Source organism: Rhodococcus wratislaviensis (genome assembly GCF_900455735.1).
GTDB classification, from domain to species: domain Bacteria; phylum Actinomycetota; class Actinomycetes; order Mycobacteriales; family Mycobacteriaceae; genus Rhodococcus_F; species Rhodococcus_F wratislaviensis.
The window spans coordinates 321,168-344,934 of record NZ_UAUI01000025.1; the positions used below are offsets into that span (position 1 = coordinate 321,168).

The following is a 23,767-nucleotide window of genomic DNA, read 5'->3' on the forward strand; positions in this document are numbered from 1 at the left end:
GGATCCCTCACCGTTCGGAACCGACCGTGGCAGGGGCGGGCGCACTCCGCCGGATCTGCACGTCGAGGAAGGTGGGAATCTCGAATCGGGTGTGCACGAAGGGCTCGGTGCAGACGCGCTGGGCGTGTGCCGCGATGTCGCCGAGGGTGGTCACCCACATCCCGTCCATTGCTTTGACGTTTTCGATGAGTCGTTCCAATGCGGCTGCCTTGGAGGGTCTTCCGGAGAGGAATGGGTGGTTGGTGAGGACGAAGCACCCGCCTTCGGCGTGGTGGGCCTCCGCTTCGAGGGTCCACATCTCCAGCACCTTGGCGGGGCTTTCGATGACGCCGCTGCCGGTGACGCCGGGGTAGAACGCGTATTGCTCCCAGTCGTCGAGTGCCCAGTCGACGGGAATCTCGATCAGCGTGCGTTCCGCCTCCGGGCTCGTCGCCATCAGGTAGGGCTTGTCGCCGTCGAGCAGGCTCGAGTCGTAGACGAACCCGCGTTCGGCGAGCAGCTCGGGTGTGTGCCAGTTCATTTCCCACCAGGGTGCGCGATATCCGACGGGGCGGATGCCCGCGACCTCCTCGAGCGCGTCGAGCCCCCGGTCGAGGTAGCGGGCCTCGGTCGCTGCGTCGAGGCCTTTCATGGGTTCGTGCAGATAGCCGTGGTGCCCCACCTCGTGGCCGCCGTCGATGATGGCGCGGACGGTGTCGGGGTAGCACTCGGCAGTGAATCCGGGCACGAAGAATGTCGCGCGGACGCCCTGGCGTTCGAGTAGTCGCAGAATGCGGGGGACGCCGACCCGGGGCCCGTACGACTGGTGACTCATCAGCGACATACGGTTCACCGACGTGGGATCGTGGGCGAGGACGCAGGATTCGGCGTCGACATCGAAGGTGAAGGCGGCGGCTGCGGTGCGGCCCTGCGGCCAGGTGAAGTCGTTGTTCACGGTGTGCTCCTGGGGGTGTCGGGAGGGATCAGTTGCCGGTGAGGACGTCGGGGGAGTCGGTGGTCGCGGCAGATGGTGTCGGCGGTTGGCCGGTGATCCGGTACGGGCGGTGCGCGCGGGGTCCGAGGACTGCGTAGAGGGCGGCGGCAACTCCGCCGCCGGCCAGCCAGGACAGGTCGAGCCCGCCGAGCGCTCGTGCCGCGAAACCCTGAGTGAGGCTGGTGGCGCCGTACATGAACAGCCACGTCGCCGCGATTCCGGCGACGAAGCATCCCATCGTGGTCCAGTTGACGTCGGGCAGTCGGCGAGATCCGATCGGCTCGAACAGTCGTCGAGCGTCGATGTGTCGTTTCTCGACCCGGAAGTAGTGGACGAGCATGATGCCTGCCCAGCTCGCGATCCAGGCCACGATTGCCGCCAGCCAGGTCTCGAGCACGGTGGCCAGACTCGATTGGAAGATGAAGAAGATGACCACGACCAGGGCGAACATGCCGACCAGCAGGTTGAGCCTCCGACGGTGCACCCTGATGTCGAGGGCCTGTGCGGCGACCGAGAACGTGTAGATGTTGAGGATGTTGGTGGCGATCGGCCCGTGAATCACTAGGAAGAGCACCGGCATGGCCAGTGCGCCGAAGTTCGACACGATCAACTCGCCAGGGTCCACGGCACCGTTGGTCGTGGCGAGGCTGGCGCCGAGCACGCCGAGCCACACCACCGGGACGAACTGACCGAGAGTGCTGGTCAGGTACAGTTTGCGCCGGGACACGGTCGTGCTCACGAACCGTGAGTAGTCGCAGGCGTAGGTGAACCACGTGATTCCCCAGCCGATTCCGATCACGGTCATCACCGTGGACATCGCCGCGATCCGGGCGCCGCCGTGCAGGACTTCACCGGGGGGCCCGGCGTAGGACCAGTCGATGTCGAGGTGGAACCAGGCGACGACGGACATCAGCACGAGCACCGCCAGCGTCGGCGGAACCGTCCAGCGCTCGAACGCGGCGATGACGCGGTAGCCGAACCATGCAATGGTGACCTGGATCGTCATGATGACTGCTCCGACGAGAATCTTCGCTGCCAGGTTCCGTTCGTGCGGGTCGACGAGGTCGAGTTTGCCGAGCAGCGCCATGACCAGGTCCAGGACGATCCAGGTGTTCACCGCGCACCACCCGACCGCGAGGCAGGCCTGGATCGCGGCCGGGAGGTAGGCGCCGCGCCGGCCGAACGCGGCCCGCGACAACACCATGCCGGTGACCCCGGTGCGCTGGCCGATGAGAACGAATACGCCGAAAAGTGCCATGCCGACGACGTTTCCGGCGACCAGAACGATGAGGGTGTCGCGGAGGCCGAGCCCGAGGCCGATGCCGAGGGCGCCGAGAACCCAGTTGATGGGAGCGATATTGGCGCCCGCCCAGATCCAGAACTGGCCGGACACGCGCGTCGTGCGTGCTTCCTCGGGGATGGGTTGCAGTACTTCTTCGAAGTCGTGGACGTGGGGACTGTCGGCGGGAGTGTCGGTGACCATCGGACTCCTTTGTGAGGCCATGTCAGGTGGAGTTCCCATCATGCGGTGCGTGACCCGCATCACACCATTTACACTTTGCCAATAAATTCGGGCCGTCAACGAACGGAATGTCATGTCGCTGTCGTTAGCCGACGTTCTCGCCCACCCGAGCTTCGCCGCCGGACGCCCGGTCGTTCGAGCCGGAGCCGACCTGCTGACCCAGCCGGTGCGCTGGGTGCATTCGAGTGAGGTCATCGACATCGCGCATCTCCTTCGCGGCGGCGAGTTGCTGCTGACCGGAGGTTTCGCGCTCGCGTCTGCCGACCCGGCCGGACTGCGACGGTACGTGCGGGAATTGTCGGCCCGCCGTGTCGCCGGAGTGGCCGTCGAGACCGGTCCGCAATTGCCGCAGATTCCGGCGGAACTGGTCGAGGAGGCGACGGAGGTAGGTCTGCCGGTCGTCGAACTGCGTGGGGTCGTTCCGTTCGTCGAGGTCGCCGAGGCGATCAACGGCCTGCTGGTCAACGAATCGGTGCAGCGACTGCGTCGTGGTGACGCGGTCGCTCACGCGTTGTCCGAGGAGTTGGCCCGCGGTGGCGGTCCCGACGAGTTGCTCGAGGTGCTCGCGCGACTCCTGCCCGGCGACGTGACCCTGCTCGACGCGACCGGCGACGTGATCGCGGCCCTCGGGGACGAGATGACCGCCCCTGCCGCCGGTTCGGGCGTGTTCGCCGTGCCGGTGTTCGTCCAGGGTGTCGGTGTGGCGACGCTCCTGGTGTCTCCGGACGACCCGGCGGATCACGTCACCGCGGAGGCGATCGTCGAGCGGGCGCCGACAGCGCTCGCGATCTCGCTTCTGCGATCCTTTCCTCCCTCGGCCGCGGTCCGGGCGGCGCAGGCCTTGCTGCGGATCGTCTGCCAGCCGAATCCTGCCCCGGAGCGTCTCGTGGCGGCTGCGCGTGCGGCGGGGATGGTCGACGGGGCGTCGTACGTCGGGGTCGTCGGGCGTGCGGTCGACGGTCCCGTTTCTCTCGCCGCCATCGATGCGGCGCTGCACCGGTACGCGGCCGGAACGGTGTCGTCTGTCGCCGGCGACGAGTTGCACGCGATCGTCGTGCTCCGGTCCGACGACCGGGTCGGTTCCTGCGCGGCCCTGGTCGAGTCGCTGCGCGCGACCGCTCGGGCGGAGTTGGCCCGGGTGGCGGTGGGGCCGGTTGTCATCGGTCTGCTCGGACTCCCCGGCACGCTGGCGGAGGCGCGGTTCGCGCTCGATCTCGCGGCCGATCTGGGCATCGCCGGCACCGTGGTGGACGCGGCGGAACTGGCTCTCGAGCGTCTCGGCCGGCGGATCGGCGATCCGGCCCTGCTGACGTCGTTCGTCCTGGAACTTCTCGGACCGCTTCTCGCGGTCGGTCCGGAACGTGCTCGCCGTCTGATCGACACGCTGGACGTCTACCTGCAGTGCGGGTGCAGCAAGACCGAGGCGGCGGCCCGACTGCACGTGCAGCGCCAGACGCTGTATCAGCGGCTCGATCAGATCTTCGCCCTGCTCGGCGAGGATCCGACGGGTTCGCCGCGGCTCGCTGCCGTGCACCTCGCGACCCGCCTCTACCTCGGCGGTGTGGTCGACACGACCGCGCTCTGACGTGCGCGGGTGATAACGCAATCCACTTCGGGCCTCGACTGTTGCAACGGTGTTGCATTCCAGTGAACATCGTCGGGAATGGTAGATCGGGGTAGCGCGACCTGCGGCTGTCCGTGTTTACTGCGGTCTCAGTTCTGGTTCATTCGTTGCAACCGCGGTTCACGCGCAAGACCCCGACGACCGTTGACATGTGACGCCGGGCACAATATGGTCGTTGAACGAATCGCAGTTGCAATGAACGCAACGCACGCTATTCGTCGCAGTCGGCAAGAGTCGACGCCCCGAGAAGGAGTGGGCATGGCCCAAAACCTCAATTCCCCCTCAGCCCCGCCGCAATCGGACGAGGACGGCGCGGTGAACCCCTCGCCCCGAGTTCTCCGGCGGGTCATCACGGCGAGCTTCGTCGGCAACTTCGTCGAATGGTTCGACTACGCCGTATACGGTTATCTCGCAACGGTTATCGCGGTGGTCTTCTTCCCCGAGACCGAGCCGACGACGGGCCTGCTGGCCACGTTCGCCGTCTTCGCCATCTCGTTCGTCATCCGCCCGATCGGCGGACTCGTCTGGGGGCACTTCGGCGACAAGATCGGACGTCGCACGGCGTTGTCACTATCGATCCTCATCATGTCGGCGTCGACGTTCTGCATCGGACTGATCCCCGGCTTCGATCAGATCGGATACCTCGCACCGGTCCTGCTGCTGCTCGTCCGCATGGTGCAGGGATTCTCCGCCGCCGGCGAGTACGCGGGCGCCTCGGCGTTCCTCGCCGAGTACGCCCCGGACCGCAGGCGCGGACTGTTCACGAGCGTCGTGCCCGCATCCACGGCCGCCGGACTGCTGTTCGGATCGTTGATCGCGGCACTGCTGACCGCGGTGCTGTCGACGGACCAGCTCGAGGGCTGGGGATGGCGGTTGCCGTTCCTGCTCGCGGCGCCGATGGGTTTGATCGGCCGCTACATTCGGCTGAAGCTCGAGGACACCCCGAAGTTCCAGGAAATGGAACGGAAGGTGGAGTCCAACGCGCCGCTGTCCATCCTGTTCACCCACCATCGGCGTGCGATCGTCATCGCGTTCGGGGTCACCTGCCTCAACGCGGTCGGCTTCTACCTGATCCTCAGCTACATGCCGACGTACCTGTCGGAGGTGTTGAACGTCGGCCACACGGCCTCGTTCATCGCCGCGTCGATCGCTCTCGCCTGCTACATCGTGTTCATCTTCGGGATGGGTGCGCTCTCGGACCGCTTCGGCCGCAAACGAGTTCTCATCGCCGCGTCCATCTGCTTCGCGGTGTTCACCGTCCCGCTGTTCAGCGTGCTCGGCGCCGTCGGAATCGTCGGTATCGTCCTCATCCAGATCGTGCTGTGCGCGTTCCTCACCATGAACGACGGCACGCTCCCGACCTTCCTGGCCGAGATCTTCCCGACCCAGGTCCGCTACAGCGGCTTCGCGTTCAGCTTCAACACCGCCAATGCACTGTTCGGCGGCACCGCACCGTTCGTCGCCACGCTCTTGATCGAGCTCACCGGCAGCAAGCTCGCGCCCGCCTGGTATCTCGTCGCCGCGGCCCTCGTCGCAATGGGCGCGATGCTCATGGCCCGGGAAACCTCCCGTCGCCCCCTGGCCGACACCTGACCACCCGTACCTCCCACAGAAATGCGGCATCACACGATGCCGCCGGCAACTCGAAAGGAACATCATGAACTTGGAGCGCATCAAGAGCATCCCGAACGGCGAGAAGGTCGTTCCCACGTTCTCCCCGGTGGAAATGGACCGCAGGCTCGTCGCCCTGCGTAAGCACATGGCGGACAACGGGTTCGATGCCGTGCTCTTCACCAGCTACCACAACATCAACTACTACTCCGACTTCCTGTACACGGCGTTCGGGCGGCCGTACGCACTGGTCGTCACCCAGGACGGCTCGACCACCGTGTCCGCCAACATCGATGCCGGGATGCCCTGGCGGCGGTCGTTCGGCGAGAACGTCGTCTACACGGACTGGCGCCGCGACAACTTCGAGTTCGCCGTGCAGCAGGTCCTGGCGAAGCAGGGCATCTCACGCGGCACCCTCGGTGTCGAGGACGACCACCTGACCCCCGACGTACGGGCCCGGATCGCCGCGGTCCTGCCCGGGATGACGTTCACCGACGTCGCGAAGGCCACGATGCGCCAGCGCATGATCAAGTCTCCCGAGGAGATCGAACTGATCAAGCACGGCGCGCGGATCGGTGACCTCGGCGGCGAGGCCATCCGTGCGGCGATCACCGAGGGCGTCCCCGAATTCGAGGTGGCGATCGCCGGTTCGAACGCGATGATCCGGGAGATCGCGGCCACCTTCCCGCACGCCGAACTGCGCGACACGTGGGTGTGGTTCCAATCGGGCATCAATACCGACGGTGCCCACAACTGGGCCACCAGCCGCCGCGTCGAACGCGGAGACATCCTGTCGCTGAACTGTTTCCCGATGATCGCCGGCTACTACACGGCCCTCGAACGCACCCTGTTCTACGGCGAGCCGTCGGCCGAGCACCTGCGGCTGTGGGAGATCAACGTCGCGGTGCATCGCCGCGGGCTCGAGCTGATCAAGCCGGGCGCGGTCTGCAAGGACATCGCGGCCGAGCTGAACGAGATCTACGAGGCCGAGGGGCTGCTGCCGAACCGCACATTCGGGTACGGACATTCCTTCGGCGTGCTCTCGCACTACTACGGACGCGAGGCGGGACTCGAACTGCGCGAAGACATCGACACGGTCCTCGAACCCGGCATGGTGGTGTCGATGGAGCCGATGATCATGGTTCCGGTGGGAATGCCGGGCGCCGGTGGCTACCGCGAACACGACATCCTGGTCGTCGGCGACGACAGCGCGGAGAACATCACCCGGTTCCCGTTCGGACCCGAGCACAACATCCTCGGCGTCTGACCGGTATGCCGACCCTGCCTCGGGTGTGGCAGGGTCGGCGGTGGTGTAGGCAGAAACCGAAGGAGCGCAACGATCATGAGTGTGGACGACGTCGATCGACTCGCGGACAACGGACCGGGCGAGCACGACGGTGACGCGAAGCCGTCCCCGTCGGTCCTCCTCAACGGACTGCGGGTGCTCGAATCCTTCTCGATCGCCGAACCGGTGCTCGGTGTCACCGAGATCGCGCGCAAGGTCGACCTGCACAAGAGCAGCGTTTCCCGGATGCTCGCCACCCTCGAGAAGGCCGGCTACGTCGAGCGTGACGAGGGCACCGGACGCTACCGGCTCGGTCTCGGTCTCATCGCGCTCGCCGGGCCGCTGCTGGCCAACCTCGACGTGCGCCGCGTCGCGCAGCCGGAACTGGAGGAACTCACCCGCCGCACCGGCGAGACCAGCGCGCTCATGGTGTGGAACGGACACGAATCCGTCGTCGTCGAACAGATTCCCAGTCCCAAACAGGTCAAGCACACCGCCGCTGTGGGCACCCGCTACGACACGTATGCGAGTTCGTCCGTCCAGGTGTTCCTGTCCGAGATGCCGCGGGCGGAGATCGAGCGGCTCTTCGACCGCCGCCTGCTCGTCGGACCCGAGGAGCAGGACTCGCGGGGTGAGTACTTCGACGAGTTGAGCGACACCCACGACCGCGGATACGCCGTCAACGACGGCCGGACGTCGATCGAGGAGGTCGGCATCTCGGCGCCGGTCCGCGACCACCGCGGCGTCCTCGTCGCGGCCGTGATGCTGTCCGCGCCACGGTTCCGGGTCCCGGAGTCCATGCTCGAGTCGCTCGGGCGGACGGTCGCCGAATCCGGCAGGCGGGTGTCGGCACGGCTGGGGGCACCCGCCGCGACCCGCGACTGACCGCAGCGCATCCGCTCGTCGGGTGGACCCCGCGGACTATTCTGGGTTGAGCGTGTCAGAGGTGGTGCAGGCCGATGGCGAACGACGATCCGTGGGCAACCCAGCGCCAGCCGGAGATCACGACCGAGCTGGCCGCGGCGGGGTTCGACGATGCCGTGGAGATCGGCCGCGGCGGGTTCGGGGTCGTGTACCGCTGCCTGCAGGAAGACCTCGACCGCACGGTGGCCGTCAAAGTCCTGACGTCGAACCTCGATCCCGACAACGTAACGAGGTTCGTGCGGGAGCAACGGGCGATGGGCCGGACGTCCGGGCACCCGAACATCGTGGCCGTCTACCAGGTCGGTGTCACCCGGAGCAGGCGGCCGTTCCTCGTCATGCCCTACCACTCGTTCGGTTCCCTCGATGCGCAGATCCGTCGGTCGGGTCCTCTCGGCTGGCAGGAGGTGTTGCGGCTCGGGATCAAGATCTCCGGCGCCCTCGAGACCGCGCATCGCGGTGGGATGCTCCACCGCGACGTCAAACCCGCGAACATCCTGCTCACCGAATACGACGAACCGCAATTGACCGACTTCGGCATCGCCCGCGTCTCCGGCGGATTCGAGACGACGGCAGGCTCGATCACCGGCTCCCCGGCGTTCACCGCGCCCGAGGTGCTCGAAGGCCGGCCACCGACGGTCGAGTCGGACGTCTACAGTCTCGGGTCCACCCTGTTCTGCGCGTTGACCGGTCATGCCGCGTACGAGCGCCGGAGCGGTGAACAGGTGGTCGGTCAGTTCCTGCGGATCTCCACACAGGCGGTCCCCGACCTGCGGGACGCCGGAATCCCCGACGACGTGTGCAGTGCCGTCGAACATGCCATGGCCCGCGCGGTCGAGGACAGGCCGGGCGGCGCCGCCGACTTCGGCAACGAGCTCCGGGCGGTCGAGCGACGCAACGGTGTGGCCGTCGACGACATGTACATCCCGATTCAGCGGGCACCCGAGCAGCCGCACGATCATGCCGGCGAGTCCCCCCGGTCCCGCGGCCCCGGGCTCCCGTACAACGTGCGGACGCCGCCGACCCCGCCCGCGCCGGTGACGAAGTTCCGCCCACCCACCACCACCCGGCAGCTCGTGCCGCGACGCCGGCTCCTCGCCGTACTGCGCGCGGGCCGGGACCGCAGGCTGACGCTCGTCCACGCGCCGGCCGGGTTCGGCAAGAGCAGTCTGGTCGCCCAGTGGCGCGACGACCTGGTCGACGCCGGGACTGCGGTCGCGTGGCTGACCGTGGACCGCGACGACAACAACGTGGTGTGGTTCCTCGCCCACCTCGTCGAGGCGATCAGGCGGGTACGCCCGGAGGTCGTCACCGATCTGGGGCAGTCCCTGGAGGAGCACGGGGACGCGGTCGAACGGTTCGTCCTGACGTCGCTGATCAACCGGCTTCACGACAGCGAGGACGCCCTCGTCGTCGTGATCGACGACTGGCATCGCATCACCGGCTCCGGGCCGATCGACGCCATGAAGTTCCTGCTCGACAACGGCTGCCACCACCTGAAGATCGTCGTGGCGAGCAGGAGCCGGTCCGGGTTGCCGCTGAGCCGGATGCGGGTGCTCGACGAACTCAACGAAATAGCGTCCGAAGACCTGTGTTTCGATTTCGGCGAATCGCAGAACTTCCTGTCGGACCGGGTGCAGGTTCCGTTGAAGGACACCGAGATCGAACAACTCCGGGAATCGACCGACGGGTGGATCGCTGCACTGCAGCTGGCCTCGTTGTCGTTGCGCGAAGCGGGAAGTCCGGAGAACCTGATCGAACAGCTCCGGACGGGGACCGACGCGATCGGCGAGTACCTCGCCGAGAACGTGCTCGACGCCCTCGAACCCGACATGCTCGACTTCATGCTCGCCACGTCGGTCCCCGACAAGGTGTGCGGCGACCTGGCGTCGGCGCTGGGCGGCGTGCAGGACGGGCAAGCGAAACTCGAACAGGTCGCCGCCCGCGACCTGTTCCTCGGGAGGACGGGGGACGACCGACAGTGGTATCGCTATCACCACCTGTTCGCGCAGATCCTCCATCAGCGTCTCGAACGGGACCACCCCGGGCGCATCACCGACCTGCACCGCCGGGCGTACGACTGGTTCCGGGAGCGGCACCTGCTGGGCGAGGCCGTCGACCACATCCTCGCTGCCGGTGAACCGCAGAAAGCGGTGGAACTGCTCGAGGAGGACGACCTCTACCTCCTCGATCGGTCGCAGATGTCGACGCTGCTCTGCCTGATCGGGAAACTGCCCGCCGACCTGGTGGCCGCCAGCCCACGGCTGCAGCTCACCATCGGATGGGCGAACTGCGAACTCCAGCGACTCGAACTCGCGCAAGCCGCCCGAACCCGCGCGCTCGAGCAGATCGACAGCGGCGAGATGCCCGAGCGTCGCGCCGCCCAGCTCCGGGTGGAAGCGGATGTCCTGCAGGGCGACATCGAGGCGACCGCCGACCGCATCGAGGGTGTGCGGGAGCTCGTCACCGAATGCCTCGACCATCCCACGGAGTACCACCCCTTCGTGGTGTCGATGGCCGCTCTCATCGAAACGTTCGTGGACACGTGCGAATTCCGGTTCGAGGACGCCTACCGCAGGCAGAGCTGGGCGGCCCCGTATCACCGGCTGAACACCGGACCGTACTCCGTCGCGTACGGGTACTGTTTCGCCGGACTCGCGAAGTTCGAGCAGCTCGACGTCGGCGGTGCGATGGAGCTGTACCGCAAGGCGTTCCAGCTGGTCCGGGAGGCGGAGAACACGCAGTCGCAGCATGCGCGGCTCACTCGTACGCTTCTCGCCGAGGTCCACTACGAGCAGGGCCGGGTCGACGAAGCGGACGAGCTGCTCAACGAGACGTTCGACGCCGCTGCGCTCGGTGGCGCACCGGATTTCATGATCCGGCACTACTGCCTCAGGGCGCGGATCATGGCGGTGCGCGGCGATCGCGACGCTGCGGCACGACAACTCGACGAGGGGGTGCGGACCGCCGAGACGTTCTCCCTGCCCCGGCTGCGGGCCGCCGTCGACAACGAGCGGGTGCGGATCGGGCTGCCCCCGGCACCCGGGTTCGTGGCCGTCACACGCGAGACCCGGCGCACCCCGGCGAACGGGCTCGACCAGGCGACGGCGCAACTCGAGGAAGAGGCGGCCATCACGTTGCTCGCGGCGCAGGGCGATCCGGCGGCCGCGGATCTCGCGTGCGAATGGGCGAACGACTGGGTTCGGCAACTCGACGGGACCGGGCGGCACCGGGCCCGCCTGCAGGCGGGCCGGTTGCTCGTGTCGTGCCTGTGGGCTGCCGGACGTCGCGACGAGGCGCAGGCGATGCTGCTGCCGGCGGCGGTGGAGTGCGCCCGGCACGGGCTGATCCGGTTCCTACCCGACGGCGGCTCGAACGTCGTTGCGGCGCTGTCGGTGCTGCGGGAGAACGGTCACCCCGACCTGCCGCGGACGTTCGTCGACACCGTGCTCGATGCCGCGCAGTAATCGCCTCGCGGGAGCAGGTGTGCGGCGGCCGTCCGCCACGGGGCGAGCAGGGTCTCGAAGTGCGCGCTGGTGAAATCGTGCCGCCCGACGAGATCCGACACGGCGTGCGCTGCCGCCGCGTCGCGCACCGCGGTCGCGATGTCCGCGCACAGTTGCTCGTCCTCGCGCACTGTCGCCTCGTCCATGAAGTGCCGTTCCCACGCGGCGTCCTGGGCGCGGTACCAGGATTTGATCCGGCCCGCTTCCCAGGCCGCGTCGCGTGCGCAGGCCCAGGCGCCGAGCCGCCGGCGGCTGTCGACGACGCTTGTCGTCCGCGTCAGTGCTCCGAAGTGCCCGTGCAGGAGGGCCGCCGCTTCCACGGCGTGTCGCACCACGTCCTGCCAGTTCGGGCCGAAGCTCTGCTCGCATTCGTGCTCGGTGACGGCGAACGTGTCGAGGACGGACAGCGCGTCGTCCACGACGTCGGCGTGGAGAAGGTACGAGCCCGGCAGCTCGCGTCGGCTCAGCAACTGGAAGGCCACGAACGCGTCGCCGCGGACGGGTGCACAGTGCACGAGCACGTCGAGCACCGACAGCCGGGTCTCGGGCGCGTAGTCGTCGCGCTCCGGAACCGGGTGCCGGCGGATGAAGTGCGCGGCGCGGGCGGGGAGAAGGCGGAGTTCGTCGGTGATCATGTCAGCACTCGACGTAGTTGACCGGGACGTTGACGGCCAGACCGCCGGTCGACGTTTCCTTGTACTTCGACAGCATGTCGGCGCCGGTCGAGCGCATCGTCTCGATCACCTGGTCGAGGCTGACGCGGTGGGTGCCGTCGCCGCGTAGGGCCATGCGAGCAGCGTTGATGGCCTTGCCCGCCGAGATCGCGTTCCGTTCGATGCACGGAATCTGCACCAGCCCTTCGATGGGATCGCACGTGAGGCCGAGGCTGTGCTCCATCGCGATCTCCGCGGCATTCTCCACCTGTTCCGTTGTGCCGCCGAGGATCTCGGCGAGCCCGGCAGCGGCCATGGACGCCGCGGAACCCACCTCACCTTGGCAGCCGACCTCGGCTCCGGAGATCGACGCGCGTTCCTTGTACAGCGAGCCGACGGCGCCGGCGGCGAGGAGGAAGCGGATCGCGGTGTCGTCGGGATCCGACTTCCCGGCCGGGGTGTAGTGAACGGCGTAGTGCAGCACCGCGGGGATGATGCCCGCGGCCCCGTTGGTCGGGGCGGTGACGATCCGGCCGCCGGATGCGTTCTCCTCGTTGACGGCCAGCGCGACGAGGTTGACCCAGTCCTCGGCGAATGCGGGATCACGGTGCGGGTCTTCCTGATCCAGGCGGAGGTACCAGTCCCGTGCGCGGCGGCGCACGCGCAGAGCGCCGGGAAGGATCCCGTCGCGCGCGATCCCGCGCCTCTCGCATTCCACCATGACGTCGCGGATATGGAGGAGCCGTTCGTAGATTTCCACGGTCGACCGCGTTTCGCGTTCGAATTGGAGCATCACGTCACTGATGGCGTAGCCGTGGCGGGCCGCGACGTCGAGGAGTTCCTTGGCGGACCCGAACGACAGTCCGCCGGTGGCGGTGCGCGGCGGCTGTGCACTCTCCGCTTCGGTGACGACGAAGCCGCCGCCGATCGAAAAGTAGGTTTCGCTGTGGATCTCGACGCCGGCGGCTGTGGATGCGGTGATCCTCATCCCGTTCGGGTGCAGCGGCAGGATGGTCAGCGGATGGAGGACGATCTCGTCCTCGGCGAGCGCGACCTCGTGCGATCCGCCGACCCTGATGTGCCGGGTACTGCGCATCTCCTCGAGGCGTCGTTCCATCTCCTCGGTCTCGATCTTCTCGGGAAAGTACCCCTCGAGTCCGAGCAGCACCGCGGACATCGTTCCGTGGCCCGCTCCCGTGGCGGCGAGCGAGCCGTACAGGTCGACACGGATGTCCGCTACCTCGGGCAGGGCGTCGAGGGCGCGGAGGTCGGAGACGAACCGCGCGGCGGCGCGCATCGGTCCGACGGTGTGCGAACTCGAGGGGCCGACGCCGACGGAGAACAGGTCGAACACGCTGATGGTCATGGGATTACACCGCCTCACTGAGTTCGTTGGCGTATTGCGCGGGGGTGAGGAGTCCGTAGGCGGACGACGTCGGCGACGGGAGGACGGCGAACAGCCAGCCGCGGTGGAACGGGTCGTCGGCGACGAGTCGCGGATCCTCGAGGGCGTCGGTATTCGTCATCGTGACGAGTCCGCTGATCGGCGCGTACACGGTGACGACGGTCCGCGCGGAAGTCCACACGAGCGCGCAGGGGGCGCCGGCCTCGATCGTGCTGCGCACTGCCGGAAGTTCCAGCCCGACCACCTCGATTTCGTCGAGTGCCGTGTCCGTGACCCCGGCCCGGAGCGGGTAGTCGGAGAAGCTCTGTCCCGGTGCGAGGGCCAGCCAGCTGTGTGTGGCCGTGAACCGTCGATCCGAGGGAATCTTTCCAGCTCTCATGCCTTGTCCTTTGACAGTCGGGCGTTGTGGTCGCGGAGTCGCGCGTGTGATCCAACAGGTCTGACAGTGATATATCAGTATGAGTCATAACAGTAGGTCAGGTGCGGGGGTGGGTCAAGAGGTGGTCTGGAATCGTCCGGAAACTAGGGGGCTACGGCCGGAGGGTCGCGGGCAGCACACCTTTGAGTGAGCTCGTCACGGCGAGCGCCTCGGCGGCCAGGAGATCGCCCGGCGTGAGAATGCGTTCGCGCATCAGCCCACGGTCGAGCTGCCAGGACCGCTCGACACCCGGCAGGCACCCCGACGACAACGGTGGTGTCCACCAGACGCCGTCGAACCGGGCGGCGAGATTCGCGATCGTGGTCTCGGTGACGTGCCCGAGTTCGTTGACCAGCACGACGTCGTCGGCCCCGGGATGGCGGTGTCGCCTGCGGTCGTATCGCTCGCGCAACGTCGTCTTGTGTCCGAGGAGGACGTCCCGGGAGTCGACGGGCTCGTCGTCGAGCACGAGAGACACCGAGGCCGGCGCGACCGGCGGCCCGAAGACATCGACGTCCACACCGCCGGCACGGTGCAGGCGCACGCGGACCCGGGCCTCGCCGATACCCGCCAGCCGCTGCGCGAGGTGGCGCCGGAGGTCCCGTTCCCGGAACTCGTACCCGAGCACGGCTGCGGAACGGGCCAGGCGTCGGAGATGACGCTCCGCGTGCCGCAGACCGGTCCGCGGATCGTGATACATCGTCTCCATCAGCTGAGCACCCGTACCGAGCAGCTGCGCCTCACCTGTATCGATCGGCTGGACCCCAGCGGCATCGATCGTCGCGACACCGGCGGCGGACACGGAGGCGTTCACGGGGCGGAGGCTCGATTCGACGCGTGGCTGGGGCTGGCGGCACCACGATATACGAGTGAACGGAGCACGGACACCGCGTCCACGGTCGCGGACACGTCGTGCACCCGGAGGAGGGCGGCCCCGTTCTGCGCGGCAATCAGGGCTGCGGCCACCGAGGCGGCCTGACGGTGGTCGACGCCGCGGCCGGTGATCGTGCCGAGCATGCCCTTCCGGGACAGTCCGGCCATCACGGGAACACCGAGATCCGTGATCTGCCGGAGCTCGGACAACAGGGTGAGGTTGTGGGCGAGGGTCTTGCCGAATCCGAAGCCCGGGTCGACCATGATGTGCTCGAGGGGAATTCCCGCGCCCCGGCAGGCACCGACACGGTCGACGAGGAACCCGCGCACCTCGGACACGACGTCGCCGTACTCCGGCGATTTCTGCATCGTCTCGGGCTCGCCGCGCATGTGCATCAGGCACACGGGCACGTTCAGGTCGGCGGCGGCGCGCAGCGCACCCGGAAGCCGGAGGGCACGAACGTCGTTGATCATCGACGCGCCGGCGGCGACCGCCGCGCGCATGACGTCCGGTCTCGAGGTGTCGACCGAGATCGGGACCGAGGTGAGCTCGGCGAGTTCCTGGACGACGGGAATCACGCGCGCGATCTCGTCCGCGACGGACGGCGGTCGGGATCCGGGACGGGTCGATTCGCCTCCGACATCGAGGAGGTCGGCGCCCTCCGCGACCAGGGACAGGGCGTGCTCGACCGCGGCGGCGGTGTCGAGGTATCGACCACCGTCGGAGAACGAATCCGGGGTCACGTTGACGATTCCGCAGATTAGGGGAACGTCGCGTGACAGAGCGTCGAGCAGTCGGCCGTGGCCGGTCGCGATGAGCGTCGGGAACGGAACCATCCGGCGCACCTCCTTTCGGAAGGGGAATCGGTCCGGAGGACGGCACCATGCCGTCCACCCGGACCGACGCTGTCGCTTTACACGGGGTCGACGCCGAACTCCTCGGCGGCGTCGATCAGCCACTCCGCGAGATACCGGGCGAACGACGACCGCACGAGGATCCGGTAATCGGCTCCCTCGTCGTCGAGCGCGATCAGGATCACGCCCGCGAGGCCGAGCATGGTCTGCACCGCAGTGCCGCGGACGAACACCCTCGGATGCAGATCCAGTGAGCAACCCTTCTCGAGGACGTCGCGGGCGTGAGTGCCGCGCAGCCGCAGGGTGGTTCGCTGTCCGGAGACGTCGATCGCGGCTCCGCCGTGGGGTGTCACCGCCGCCCGCAGGTCCGACTCGAGAGCGGGCGCCGACTGTGCCCTGGTGGTGATCAGCCACTCCTCGGGACCGAGCCAGACGGCGGTCATCGCGTCGGTGCCCGCCGACGTCGACGCCGCGGTGGGGAGGTCGAACCCGAGGACCGTCGCGGCGGCGCCGACTCCCGGTCCGGCCGGGTCGACCCACAGGTCGACCATCGCGACGAACGGTTCCTCGGCGACGCTCACCGACTCGGGGAGTGCAGAGAATTTCTGGTCCCAGCCGTGCAGGGGGCTGAGGGGGACGAGGGTGTCAGCCATCGCGACGTGCTCCTTCGGGATCGACGAGGACGGAACTGGTGACCTCGACGGCGACCAGGTTTCCGTCCACCGGGACGTGCAGGGTGTCGCCGAGCCGGGCGCGGCCGCCCTTGACGAGGGCGAGCCCGAACGGGCGGCCCAGTTCGGCGCTGAGGTAGCTCGAGGTGACGTGCCCGAGCATCGGCACCGGCGGAGGCGGCAGGATCCCGTCGGCGATCTCTTCGATGATCTGCGCGCCCTCGGGCAGCACGGTCTGCTTGTCGAGCGGGAGCAGTCCGACGAACTGCTTGCGCAGCGGGTTCTGGTTCTCCTCCCGGGTGAAGGAGCGTTTCCCGATGAAGTCGCGCTTCTTCTTCGACACGGCCCAGCTCATCCCGAGGTCCTGCGGGGTGACCGTGCCGTCGGTGTCCTGACCGATGATCGGGTAACCCTTCTCGGCGCGCAGGACGTGCATGGTCTCGGTGCCGTACGGGGTGATGTCGTACTTCTCGCCCGCGGCGATCAGGCGCGCCCAGACCGCGGGTGCGTGCCAGCCGTCGACGTTGACCTCGAACGCGAGTTCGCCGGAGAAGCTGATCCGGGCGACCCGGACGTGGACGCCGCCGAGGGTGGTATCGCGCCACGCCATGAACGGGAACGCGTCGTTGGTGACGTCGAGGTCGGGGAAGACCTCACCGATGACGTCGCGCGAGCGCGGTCCGACGACGGGGAACGTGGCCCACTGTTCGGTGACCGAGGTGAGCCGTACCGACAGGTGCGGCCATTCGGTCTGCAGCCACTCCTCCATCCAGTCGAGGATCTTCGCGGCGCCACCGGTGGTCGTGAAGACCTGGAAGCGGTCGTCGGCCAGGCGCATCACGGTGCCGTCGTCGATGACCATGCCGTCGACGCCGCACATGACGCCGTAGCGGACCATGCCGACCTTCAGGGTGCTCATCATGTTCGTGTAGATCATGTCGAGCAGCACACCGGCGTCGGGACCCTGGACGTCGATCTTGCCGAGGGTGGAGCCGTCGAGGATGCCGATGCTGCGGCGCACGGCAGCGCATTCGCGCAGCACCGCGGCGTCCATGTCCTCCCCGGGCAGGGGGTAGTAGCGGGGACGCTTCCACTGGCCGACGTCCTCGAACACCGCGCCGCGGCCGACGTGCCAATCGTGCAGCGCCGTCACCCGTTCGGGGTCGAAGAGGGCGCCGCGGCTGCGGCCGGCGAGGGCGGCGAACGCGACCGGGGTGTAGGGCGGCCGGAACGTGGTGGTGCCCAGCGTCTCGATCGGCCTGCCCAGCAGTTCGGCCGTGATGCCGGAGGAGATCACCCCGGACGTCTTGCCCTGGTCGTGTGCGGTGCCGATGGTGGTGTAACGCTTGATGTGCTCCATCGACGTCATCCCGGCACCGACGGCGCGGGCGAGGTCGGCGACCGTCGCGTCGCGCTGCACGTCGACGAACTGGGTGTCCTCGCCGGCGACGTCCCGCACCCGCCAGAGGACCAGCGGAGTGGACTGTTCGATCGCGGGTGCAGGTTCGGGGTCGATCGTGCGCTCGGGAACGGTGAAGCCGAGGTCGCGCATGATCGACTGACCGGCGGTCTGGCCGTCGCGCAGGCACCCGTCCAGGTCGAACACACCGTTCGCGGACCCGGCGACGGAGACTCCGTCGAGGTCCTCGCCGGGCACGAAGGCACCGAGGTTCTCGTCGTAGCGGAGCTTGCCGCGGGCCTGGGAGAACAGGTGCACGGCCGGATTCCAGCCGCCGCTGACGAGCAGGACGTCGCAGGCGAGGGGGACGCGGAACCGGTGATCGGTGTCCGTGCGGTGCGACACGACGGCGTGGCTGATCCGGCCGTTGCCGCGGGTGCCGGATACCACCGAGCCGGTACGGATGGTGATGCCGCGCGTGTCGCATTCACGCTGCCAGCGGGCGGGTGCCTCGTCGCGGGCCTCGACGATCGCGTTGATGCGGACGCCGGCGTCGTGCAGGTCGATCGCGGCTTCGTAGGCACTGTCGTTGGTGGTGAACACGACGGCCTGCTCACCCACCTTGACGCCGTAGCGGTGCAGGAAGGTGCGGGCGCCGTGCGCGAGCATGATGCCTGGTCGGTCGTTGTCGGTGAAGACGACGGGCCGCTCGTGCGCTCCGGCGGCGACGAGGATGTGCCGGGCGCGGATACGCCAGACGCGCTGGCGGCTCAGCGCCGCGGGGGCCTCGACACCGAGATGGTCGGTGCGGCGCTGCAGGGCGAGGACGAAGCCGTCGTCGTAGTTGCCGAATGCGGTGGTGCGCTGCAGATGCAGCACATCCGGGTACGTGTCCAGTTCGGCGACCGCGGCCGCGACCCACTCGAGGGCGGGTGCGCCGTCGATGAGGTCGGTGCTGCCGAGGAGGTCGCCGCCGGCTTCGCTCTGCTCGTCGACGAGCACCACCCGCGCACCCGCCCGGGCCGCCGTGAGCGCGGCGGCGAGACCGGCCGGTCCGGCGCCGGCGACGAGGAGGTCGGTGTGGACGTGCTTGGCGTCGTACTTCGCCGAATCGGGGATCTCGGCGAGCCGTCCCTGACCGGGGATGCCGCGGGCGACGAGGCCGTCGAACAACTCGATGGTGGTGGCGAGCAGCATCGGCTCGGGGAACGGCTCCTCGATCTGCACGAGACCGCCGGTGTCCTCCGCCCACGCCGCGGTGATGCCGCGGGCCCGGCCGAGTTTGATGCTGGTGGTGATCTGGTGGACGCCGTTCGCGAGCAGGGCCGAGCCCAGCGTGTCACCGGGGTGACCGGTCAGTTCCCGGCCGTCGAACGTGAAGGTGTAGGAGGTGTCGCGGTCGAGGCGACCGCCCTGGCGGGTGCGGAAGGGTGCGTTCACGATATCGTCGGCTTCTGCTCGTCCAAGCGGTAGACGCTGTGGAATCGGTAGGTGGCGGTGTCGCGTACGGCGTTGAACCAGCGCCGGCAGCCGGCGCTGTGGTTCCACCGTTCCGCGAAGAGACCTTTCGGGTTCGCGCGGAAGAACACGAAGTGCGCCCACTGCTCGTCGGTCAGCGATTCGGGGTCTTCCGGATAGACGACGTGGGCTTCGCCGCCGTAGTGGAACTCGGTTTCCTCACGGGACCCGCACCACGGGCATTCGATGAGTTGCATTGTGGCTCCTGACCTTCAGTGCGCGACGGCGGCGGCGCCGTGCTCGTCGACGAGGGCGCCGGTGACGAACCGGTCGAGGCTGAACGGCGCGATGAACTCGTGCGGTTCGTCGTTCGCGATGGTGTCCGCCATACACCAGCCCAACCCGGGGGTGGCCTTGAATCCGCCGGTGCCCCAACCACAGTTGAGGTACACGTTGTCGTACGGGGTGCGTCCGACGATCGGGGAGGCGTCGGGGCACACGTCGACGATGCCGCCCCAGGTGCGCAGCAGATGCGCGCGGGCGAAGACGGGGAACAACTCCACCGCGGCCGCCATCTGGCGCTCGATGATGTGGAACGCGCCGCGCTGGCCGTACCCGTTGTAGGAGTCGACACCCGCGCCCATCACCAGTTCACCCTTGTGCGCCTGCGAGACGTACACGTGGATGGCGTTGGACATCACGATGGTCGGGTGCACGGGCTCGAGCAGTTCCGAGACCAGCGCCTGCAGCGGGTGGCTCTGCACGGGGGTGCGGATGCCGAGCATGTCGGTGAGCGTCGAGGTGTGCCCGGCCGCGCACAGCGCGACCTGACCGGTCGCGATGTCGCCGCGGGTGGTGCGCACCCCGGTGACCTTGTTGCCGTCGGTGACGAACCCGGTGACCTCACAGTTCTGGATGATGTCGATGCCCGCCTCGTCGGCGCGGCGCGCGAATCCCCAGGCCACGTAGTCGTGCTTGGCGATGCCGGCGCGCGGCTGATACGTCGCGCCCATCACCGGGTAGCGGATGTCGCTCGAGATGTTCACCAGCGGGCACAGCTTCTTGACCTCGTCGGGTCCGACCCACTCGGCGTCGATGCCGTTGAGCTTGTTGGCCTCGACGCGGCGGACGCTGTCGCGGACGTCCTGCAGGCTGTGCGCGAGGTTCAGGACGCCGCGCTGGCTGAACAGGATCGGGTAGTCGAGGTCGTCCTCGAGACCCTCCCACAGCTTCAGGGCGTGCTCGTAGATCTTGGCGCTCTCGTCCCACAGGTAGTTCGACCGGATCAGCGTGGTGTTGCGGGCCATGTTGCCGCCCGCGAGCCAGCCCTTCTCCAGAACCGCGACGTTGGTGATGCCGTGGTTCTTGGCGAGATAGTGCGCGGTGGCGAGGCCGTGCCCGCCGCCGCCGACGATCACGACGTCGTACGACTTCTTCGGTTCCGGGTTGCGCCACAGGAAGTCGGGGTGGTCGGGCAGGTGGGCGCCGGGTGGCTGGGTGGCACTCATCAGTTTGCCTCCGTGAGGTCGGGGTACAGCGGGAAGCGCAGCGCGAGGGCGTCGACGCGGCCGCGGAGCTCGTCGAGTCCGGCCTCGTCGGTGGCCGGTCGCAGCGCGTAGCTGATGATGTCGGCGACCTCGGTGAACGCGTCCAGGTCGAAACCGCGGGTGGCGAGCGCGGGGGTGCCGATCCGCACCCCGGAGCTGACCATCGGCGGGCGCGGGTCGAACGGTACGGCGTTGCGGTTCACCGTGATACCCACGCGGTGCAACCGGTCCTCGGCCTGCTTGCCGTCGAGCTCGGATTCGCGCAGATCCACCAGCACCAGGTGCACGTCGGTGCCGCCGGACACGACGCTGATCCCCGCCGCGCGGGAGTCGGGCTGCAGCAGCCGGTCGGCGAGAATCTTCGCGCCGGCGAGCGTGCGTTCCTGGCGCTCCCGGAACTCGGGCTCGGCGGCGAGCTTGAACGAGACGGCCTTGCCGGCGATGACGTGCTCGAGCGGGCCGCCCTGCTGTCCGGGGAACACCGAGGAGTTGAACTTCTTGGCCAGTGCCTCGTCGTTGGTGAGGATGACGCCGCCGCGCGGACCGCCGAGCGTCTTGTGCGTCGTCGACGTGACCACGTGGGCGTGCGGGACGGGGGAGGGGTGCAGTCCGGCGGCGACGAGTCCGGCGAAGTGCGCCATGTCGACCATGAGGTACGCGCCGACCTCGTCGGCGATGCGCCGGAACGCGGCGAAATCGAGCTGGCGGGGATAGGCGGACCAGCCGGCCAGGATCAGCTTCGGGCGGTGCTCACGCGCGAGACGCTCCACCTCGTCCATGTCCACGAGATGATCGTCCTCGCGGACGTGGTACGCGGCGACGTCGTAGAGCTTGCCGGAGAAGTTCAGCTTCATCCCGTGGGTGAGGTGACCGCCGTGCGCGAGGTCCAGGCCGAGGATGCCGTCGCCGGGCTTCAGCAGTGCCGACATCGCGGCGGCGTTGGCCTGCGCCCCGGAGTGCGGTTGCACGTTGGCGAACTTCGCGCCGAACAGGTCGGTGAGGCGGTCGATGGCGAGCTGCTCGATGACGTCGACGTGCTCGCACCCGCCGTAGTAGCGGCGTCCGGGGTAGCCCTCGGCGTACTTGTTCGTCAGCACCGACCCCTGCGCCTGCATCACCGCGAGCGGGGCGAAGTTCTCGCTGGCAATCATTTCCAGGGTGCCCTGCTGTCGCTCGAGCTCGGCCGCGATCGCCCGGTGCACGGCGGGGTCGAGATCGGCGAGCGAATGAGTCAGCGTCGGGTTCGCTGCTGCCACCTCGGTGAGGTGTGCGGTGTCCACGGTCATGGTTCGCCTTTCTGGAAGGTCAGTTGACTTTGAACTGATATATCAACTGGAAAGTAGAGTAAGGTCAGCACCGGACAAAGGTCAATAGCTCCGGCAAATCAGGGAGACGGAACATGAGCCTGGCGCATTCTTCGGTCGCGGACACGGCATCGAACGGCGGCACCAACGCCGACCGCGCGTACGAGATCGTGCGCGAACGCCTGGTCATGCTGGACATCCGGCCCGGCGAGCCGATCAACGACGACCGTCTCGCCGAGGAACTCGGATTCGGCCGGACACCCGTGCGGGAAGCGCTCAAGCGCCTCGAGCGGGAACGTCTCGTCGTCGCCTACCCGCGTCGCGGCACGTTCGCCACAGCCGTCGACATGACCGATCTCGCCGACATCTCCGAGATCCGCAAGCAACTCGAACCGACCGCGGCGGCCCGGGCGGCGCGGACGGCGTCCCAGGACGCGCGGGCCCGGCTGTCCGCGCTGGCCGACGAGATCGCCGAGATCGCCGACAGTGAAGACCCGCGCGACGTCCTGCGCAAGGACGTGCGCGTGCACCGCGAGATCTACCGCGCGTCCGGGAACCCTCACCTCGAGGACATCCTCGTCAGCCTCGACGCGCACGCCACCCGCATCTGGTGCCTCTTCCTCGACCGGCTGCCCGACGTCGCGAGCCACGTCCGCGAGCACGTGGCCCTGCTGCGGGCCATCGTCGACGGCGACGAGGACACCGCCTCGTCGCTGACCCTCGCCCACGTCGCCGGCTTCGAGAAGGCCATCCGCGACCTGCTGTAGGCGCTTCGCGCCCGTGAGTGGTTAACGAGTCCCTGGACTCGTTAACCACTCACGGGCGGCGGAGCCGCCTCAGCTGAAGACCACCGTCCGATGACCGTGCAGCAGGACGCGGTTCTCGCAGTGCCAGCGCACGGCCCGCGACAGCGCGAGGGCCTCGGCGTCCTGCCCGACCGTGGCGAGTCGCGCCGGGTCGAAGGAGTGGTCGATGCGGATGACTTCCTGCTCGATGATGGGACCCTCGTCCAGATCGGGTGTCACGTAGTGGGCGGTTGCCCCTACCTGCTTGACGCCGCGATCGAATGCCTGGTGGTAGGGCTTGGCGCCCTTGAAACCGGGCAGGAACGAGTGGTGGATGTTGATGGCCCGTCCGCGCAGTGCCCGGCACGCGTCGTCCGACAGGACCTGCATGTACCGGGCGAGGACCACGAGATCCGCATCGAACTCGTCGACGAGTTCGAGGAGCCTGGCCTCCGCCTGCGGCTTGGTGGCCGGCGTGACCGGGACGTGGACGAACGGCAGCCCGGCGGCTTCGGCCATCGGGCGCAGCACCTCGTGATTGGAGACGACGGCGACGAGTTCGGCGCCGAGGTTGCCTGCGCGCCAGCGGAAGATGAGGTCGTTGAGGCAGTGGCCCATCTTGGAGACCATGACGATCACCCGGGGCAGGTCGCTGCCGTTGAAGTTGAACGTCATGCCGAATTTCGCGGCGACGCTCCCGAATTCGGCTGTGAGGCGCTCGATGTCGACGTCTTCTGCCGACACGAACGACGTGCGGAGGAAGAACGCGTCGCTGCGGGTGTCGTCGAACTGCTGGTGCTCGGCGATATCGCAGTTCTGCTCGAAGAGAAAGGAGCTGACTGCGTGAACGATCCCGGGACGCTGAGCGCAGCTGAGCGTCAGGGTGAAGGTCTGGGTCATGTGGGTCTCCTCGATGCCGGACCAATTGAGGTGTCAGTCCGAGCGAACTGATATATC

At 68.1% G+C, this 23,767-nt stretch carries 19 protein-coding genes; 6 read left to right on the plus strand and 13 right to left on the minus strand.

Features of this window, described 5'->3' with window-relative positions:
• Window positions 1-7: 7 nt before the first annotated feature.
• Together DTA22_RS30265 and DTA22_RS30270 are read right to left on the minus strand one after the other, a co-directional pair.
• Window positions 8-934, minus strand: a complete 927-nt coding sequence (locus tag DTA22_RS30265) for a polysaccharide deacetylase family protein (protein ID WP_037226729.1) — start codon at window positions 932-934, stop codon at window positions 8-10.
• 28 nt (window positions 935-962) lie between these two features.
• Window positions 963-2,477, minus strand: coding sequence for a purine-cytosine permease family protein (locus tag DTA22_RS30270; protein WP_112301877.1), 1,515 nt, complete (start codon window positions 2,475-2,477; stop codon window positions 963-965).
• 91 nt (window positions 2,478-2,568) lie between these two features.
• On the opposite strand from DTA22_RS30270, the gene DTA22_RS30275 reads away from it, so the two are divergent.
• From DTA22_RS30275 to DTA22_RS30295, 5 genes are all read left to right on the plus strand, one after another.
• On the plus strand, window positions 2,569-4,080 hold the full coding sequence (locus tag DTA22_RS30275) for a PucR family transcriptional regulator (protein WP_112301878.1): 1,512 nt from the start codon (window positions 2,569-2,571) through the stop codon (window positions 4,078-4,080).
• Between the two features lie 297 nt (window positions 4,081-4,377).
• A complete protein-coding gene (locus tag DTA22_RS30280) occupies window positions 4,378-5,712 on the plus strand; it encodes an MFS transporter (RefSeq protein WP_037226730.1) in 1,335 nt (444 codons plus the stop codon).
• Between the two features lie 64 nt (window positions 5,713-5,776).
• Window positions 5,777-6,997 carry a M24 family metallopeptidase gene (locus tag DTA22_RS30285; RefSeq protein WP_112301879.1) on the plus strand — a complete coding sequence of 407 codons (1,221 nt, stop codon included), beginning with the start codon at window positions 5,777-5,779 and terminating at the stop codon, window positions 6,995-6,997.
• Between the two features lie 75 nt (window positions 6,998-7,072).
• A complete protein-coding gene (locus tag DTA22_RS30290) occupies window positions 7,073-7,900 on the plus strand; it encodes an IclR family transcriptional regulator (RefSeq protein ID WP_037226733.1) in 828 nt (275 codons plus the stop codon).
• Between the two features lie 74 nt (window positions 7,901-7,974).
• A complete protein-coding gene (locus DTA22_RS30295; RefSeq protein ID WP_112301880.1) occupies window positions 7,975-11,403 on the plus strand; it encodes a serine/threonine-protein kinase in 3,429 nt (1,142 codons plus the stop codon).
• Here DTA22_RS30295 and DTA22_RS30300 read toward each other — a convergent pair.
• From DTA22_RS30300 to glyA, 10 genes are all read right to left on the minus strand, one after another.
• Window positions 11,349-12,077 (minus strand): hypothetical protein, encoded by a 729-nt coding sequence (locus DTA22_RS30300; protein WP_112301881.1) that lies wholly within the window; start codon window positions 12,075-12,077, stop codon window positions 11,349-11,351. The genes DTA22_RS30295 and DTA22_RS30300 overlap by 55 nt on opposite strands.
• Before the next feature lies 1 nt (window position 12,078).
• Window positions 12,079-13,461 carry an L-serine ammonia-lyase gene (locus DTA22_RS30305; protein ID WP_112301882.1) on the minus strand — a complete coding sequence of 461 codons (1,383 nt, stop codon included), beginning with the start codon at window positions 13,459-13,461 and terminating at the stop codon, window positions 12,079-12,081.
• 4 nt (window positions 13,462-13,465) lie between these two features.
• A complete protein-coding gene (locus tag DTA22_RS30310; RefSeq protein ID WP_112301883.1) occupies window positions 13,466-13,879 on the minus strand; it encodes a glycine cleavage system protein H in 414 nt (137 codons plus the stop codon).
• 151 nt (window positions 13,880-14,030) lie between these two features.
• Window positions 14,031-14,732, minus strand: coding sequence for an aminotransferase class IV (locus tag DTA22_RS30315; RefSeq protein ID WP_112301884.1), 702 nt, complete (start codon window positions 14,730-14,732; stop codon window positions 14,031-14,033).
• A complete protein-coding gene (gene folP, locus DTA22_RS30320; RefSeq protein ID WP_112301885.1) occupies window positions 14,729-15,628 on the minus strand; it encodes a dihydropteroate synthase in 900 nt (299 codons plus the stop codon). Before folP ends, DTA22_RS30315 begins: the two co-directional genes overlap by 4 nt.
• A 77-nt stretch (window positions 15,629-15,705) precedes the next feature.
• Window positions 15,706-16,299, minus strand: coding sequence for a sarcosine oxidase subunit gamma (locus DTA22_RS30325; RefSeq protein WP_112301886.1), 594 nt, complete (start codon window positions 16,297-16,299; stop codon window positions 15,706-15,708).
• Window positions 16,292-19,156, minus strand: a complete 2,865-nt coding sequence (locus DTA22_RS30330) for a 2Fe-2S iron-sulfur cluster-binding protein (protein WP_112301887.1) — start codon at window positions 19,154-19,156, stop codon at window positions 16,292-16,294. The genes DTA22_RS30325 and DTA22_RS30330 overlap by 8 nt, the downstream gene beginning before the upstream one ends.
• The gene (locus DTA22_RS30335) at window positions 19,153-19,431 is read right to left on the minus strand and encodes a sarcosine oxidase subunit delta (RefSeq protein WP_005252386.1); all 279 of its coding nucleotides are present in this window, start codon (window positions 19,429-19,431) and stop codon (window positions 19,153-19,155) included. Before DTA22_RS30335 ends, DTA22_RS30330 begins: the two co-directional genes overlap by 4 nt.
• A gap of 15 nt (window positions 19,432-19,446) precedes the next feature.
• A complete protein-coding gene (locus DTA22_RS30340; RefSeq protein WP_112301888.1) occupies window positions 19,447-20,682 on the minus strand; it encodes a sarcosine oxidase subunit beta family protein in 1,236 nt (411 codons plus the stop codon).
• A complete protein-coding gene (gene glyA, locus DTA22_RS30345; protein WP_112301889.1) occupies window positions 20,682-22,007 on the minus strand; it encodes a serine hydroxymethyltransferase in 1,326 nt (441 codons plus the stop codon). Before glyA ends, DTA22_RS30340 begins: the two co-directional genes overlap by 1 nt.
• A gap of 113 nt (window positions 22,008-22,120) precedes the next feature.
• Here glyA and DTA22_RS30350 point away from each other — a divergent pair, with 113 nt between their 5' ends.
• The gene (locus DTA22_RS30350; protein ID WP_037226748.1) at window positions 22,121-22,792 is read left to right on the plus strand and encodes a GntR family transcriptional regulator; all 672 of its coding nucleotides are present in this window, start codon (window positions 22,121-22,123) and stop codon (window positions 22,790-22,792) included.
• 69 nt (window positions 22,793-22,861) lie between these two features.
• On the opposite strand, the gene purU is transcribed toward DTA22_RS30350, so the two are convergent.
• Window positions 22,862-23,710 (minus strand): formyltetrahydrofolate deformylase, encoded by an 849-nt coding sequence (purU, locus tag DTA22_RS30355; protein ID WP_037226750.1) that lies wholly within the window; start codon window positions 23,708-23,710, stop codon window positions 22,862-22,864.
• Window positions 23,711-23,767 lie beyond the last annotated feature (57 nt).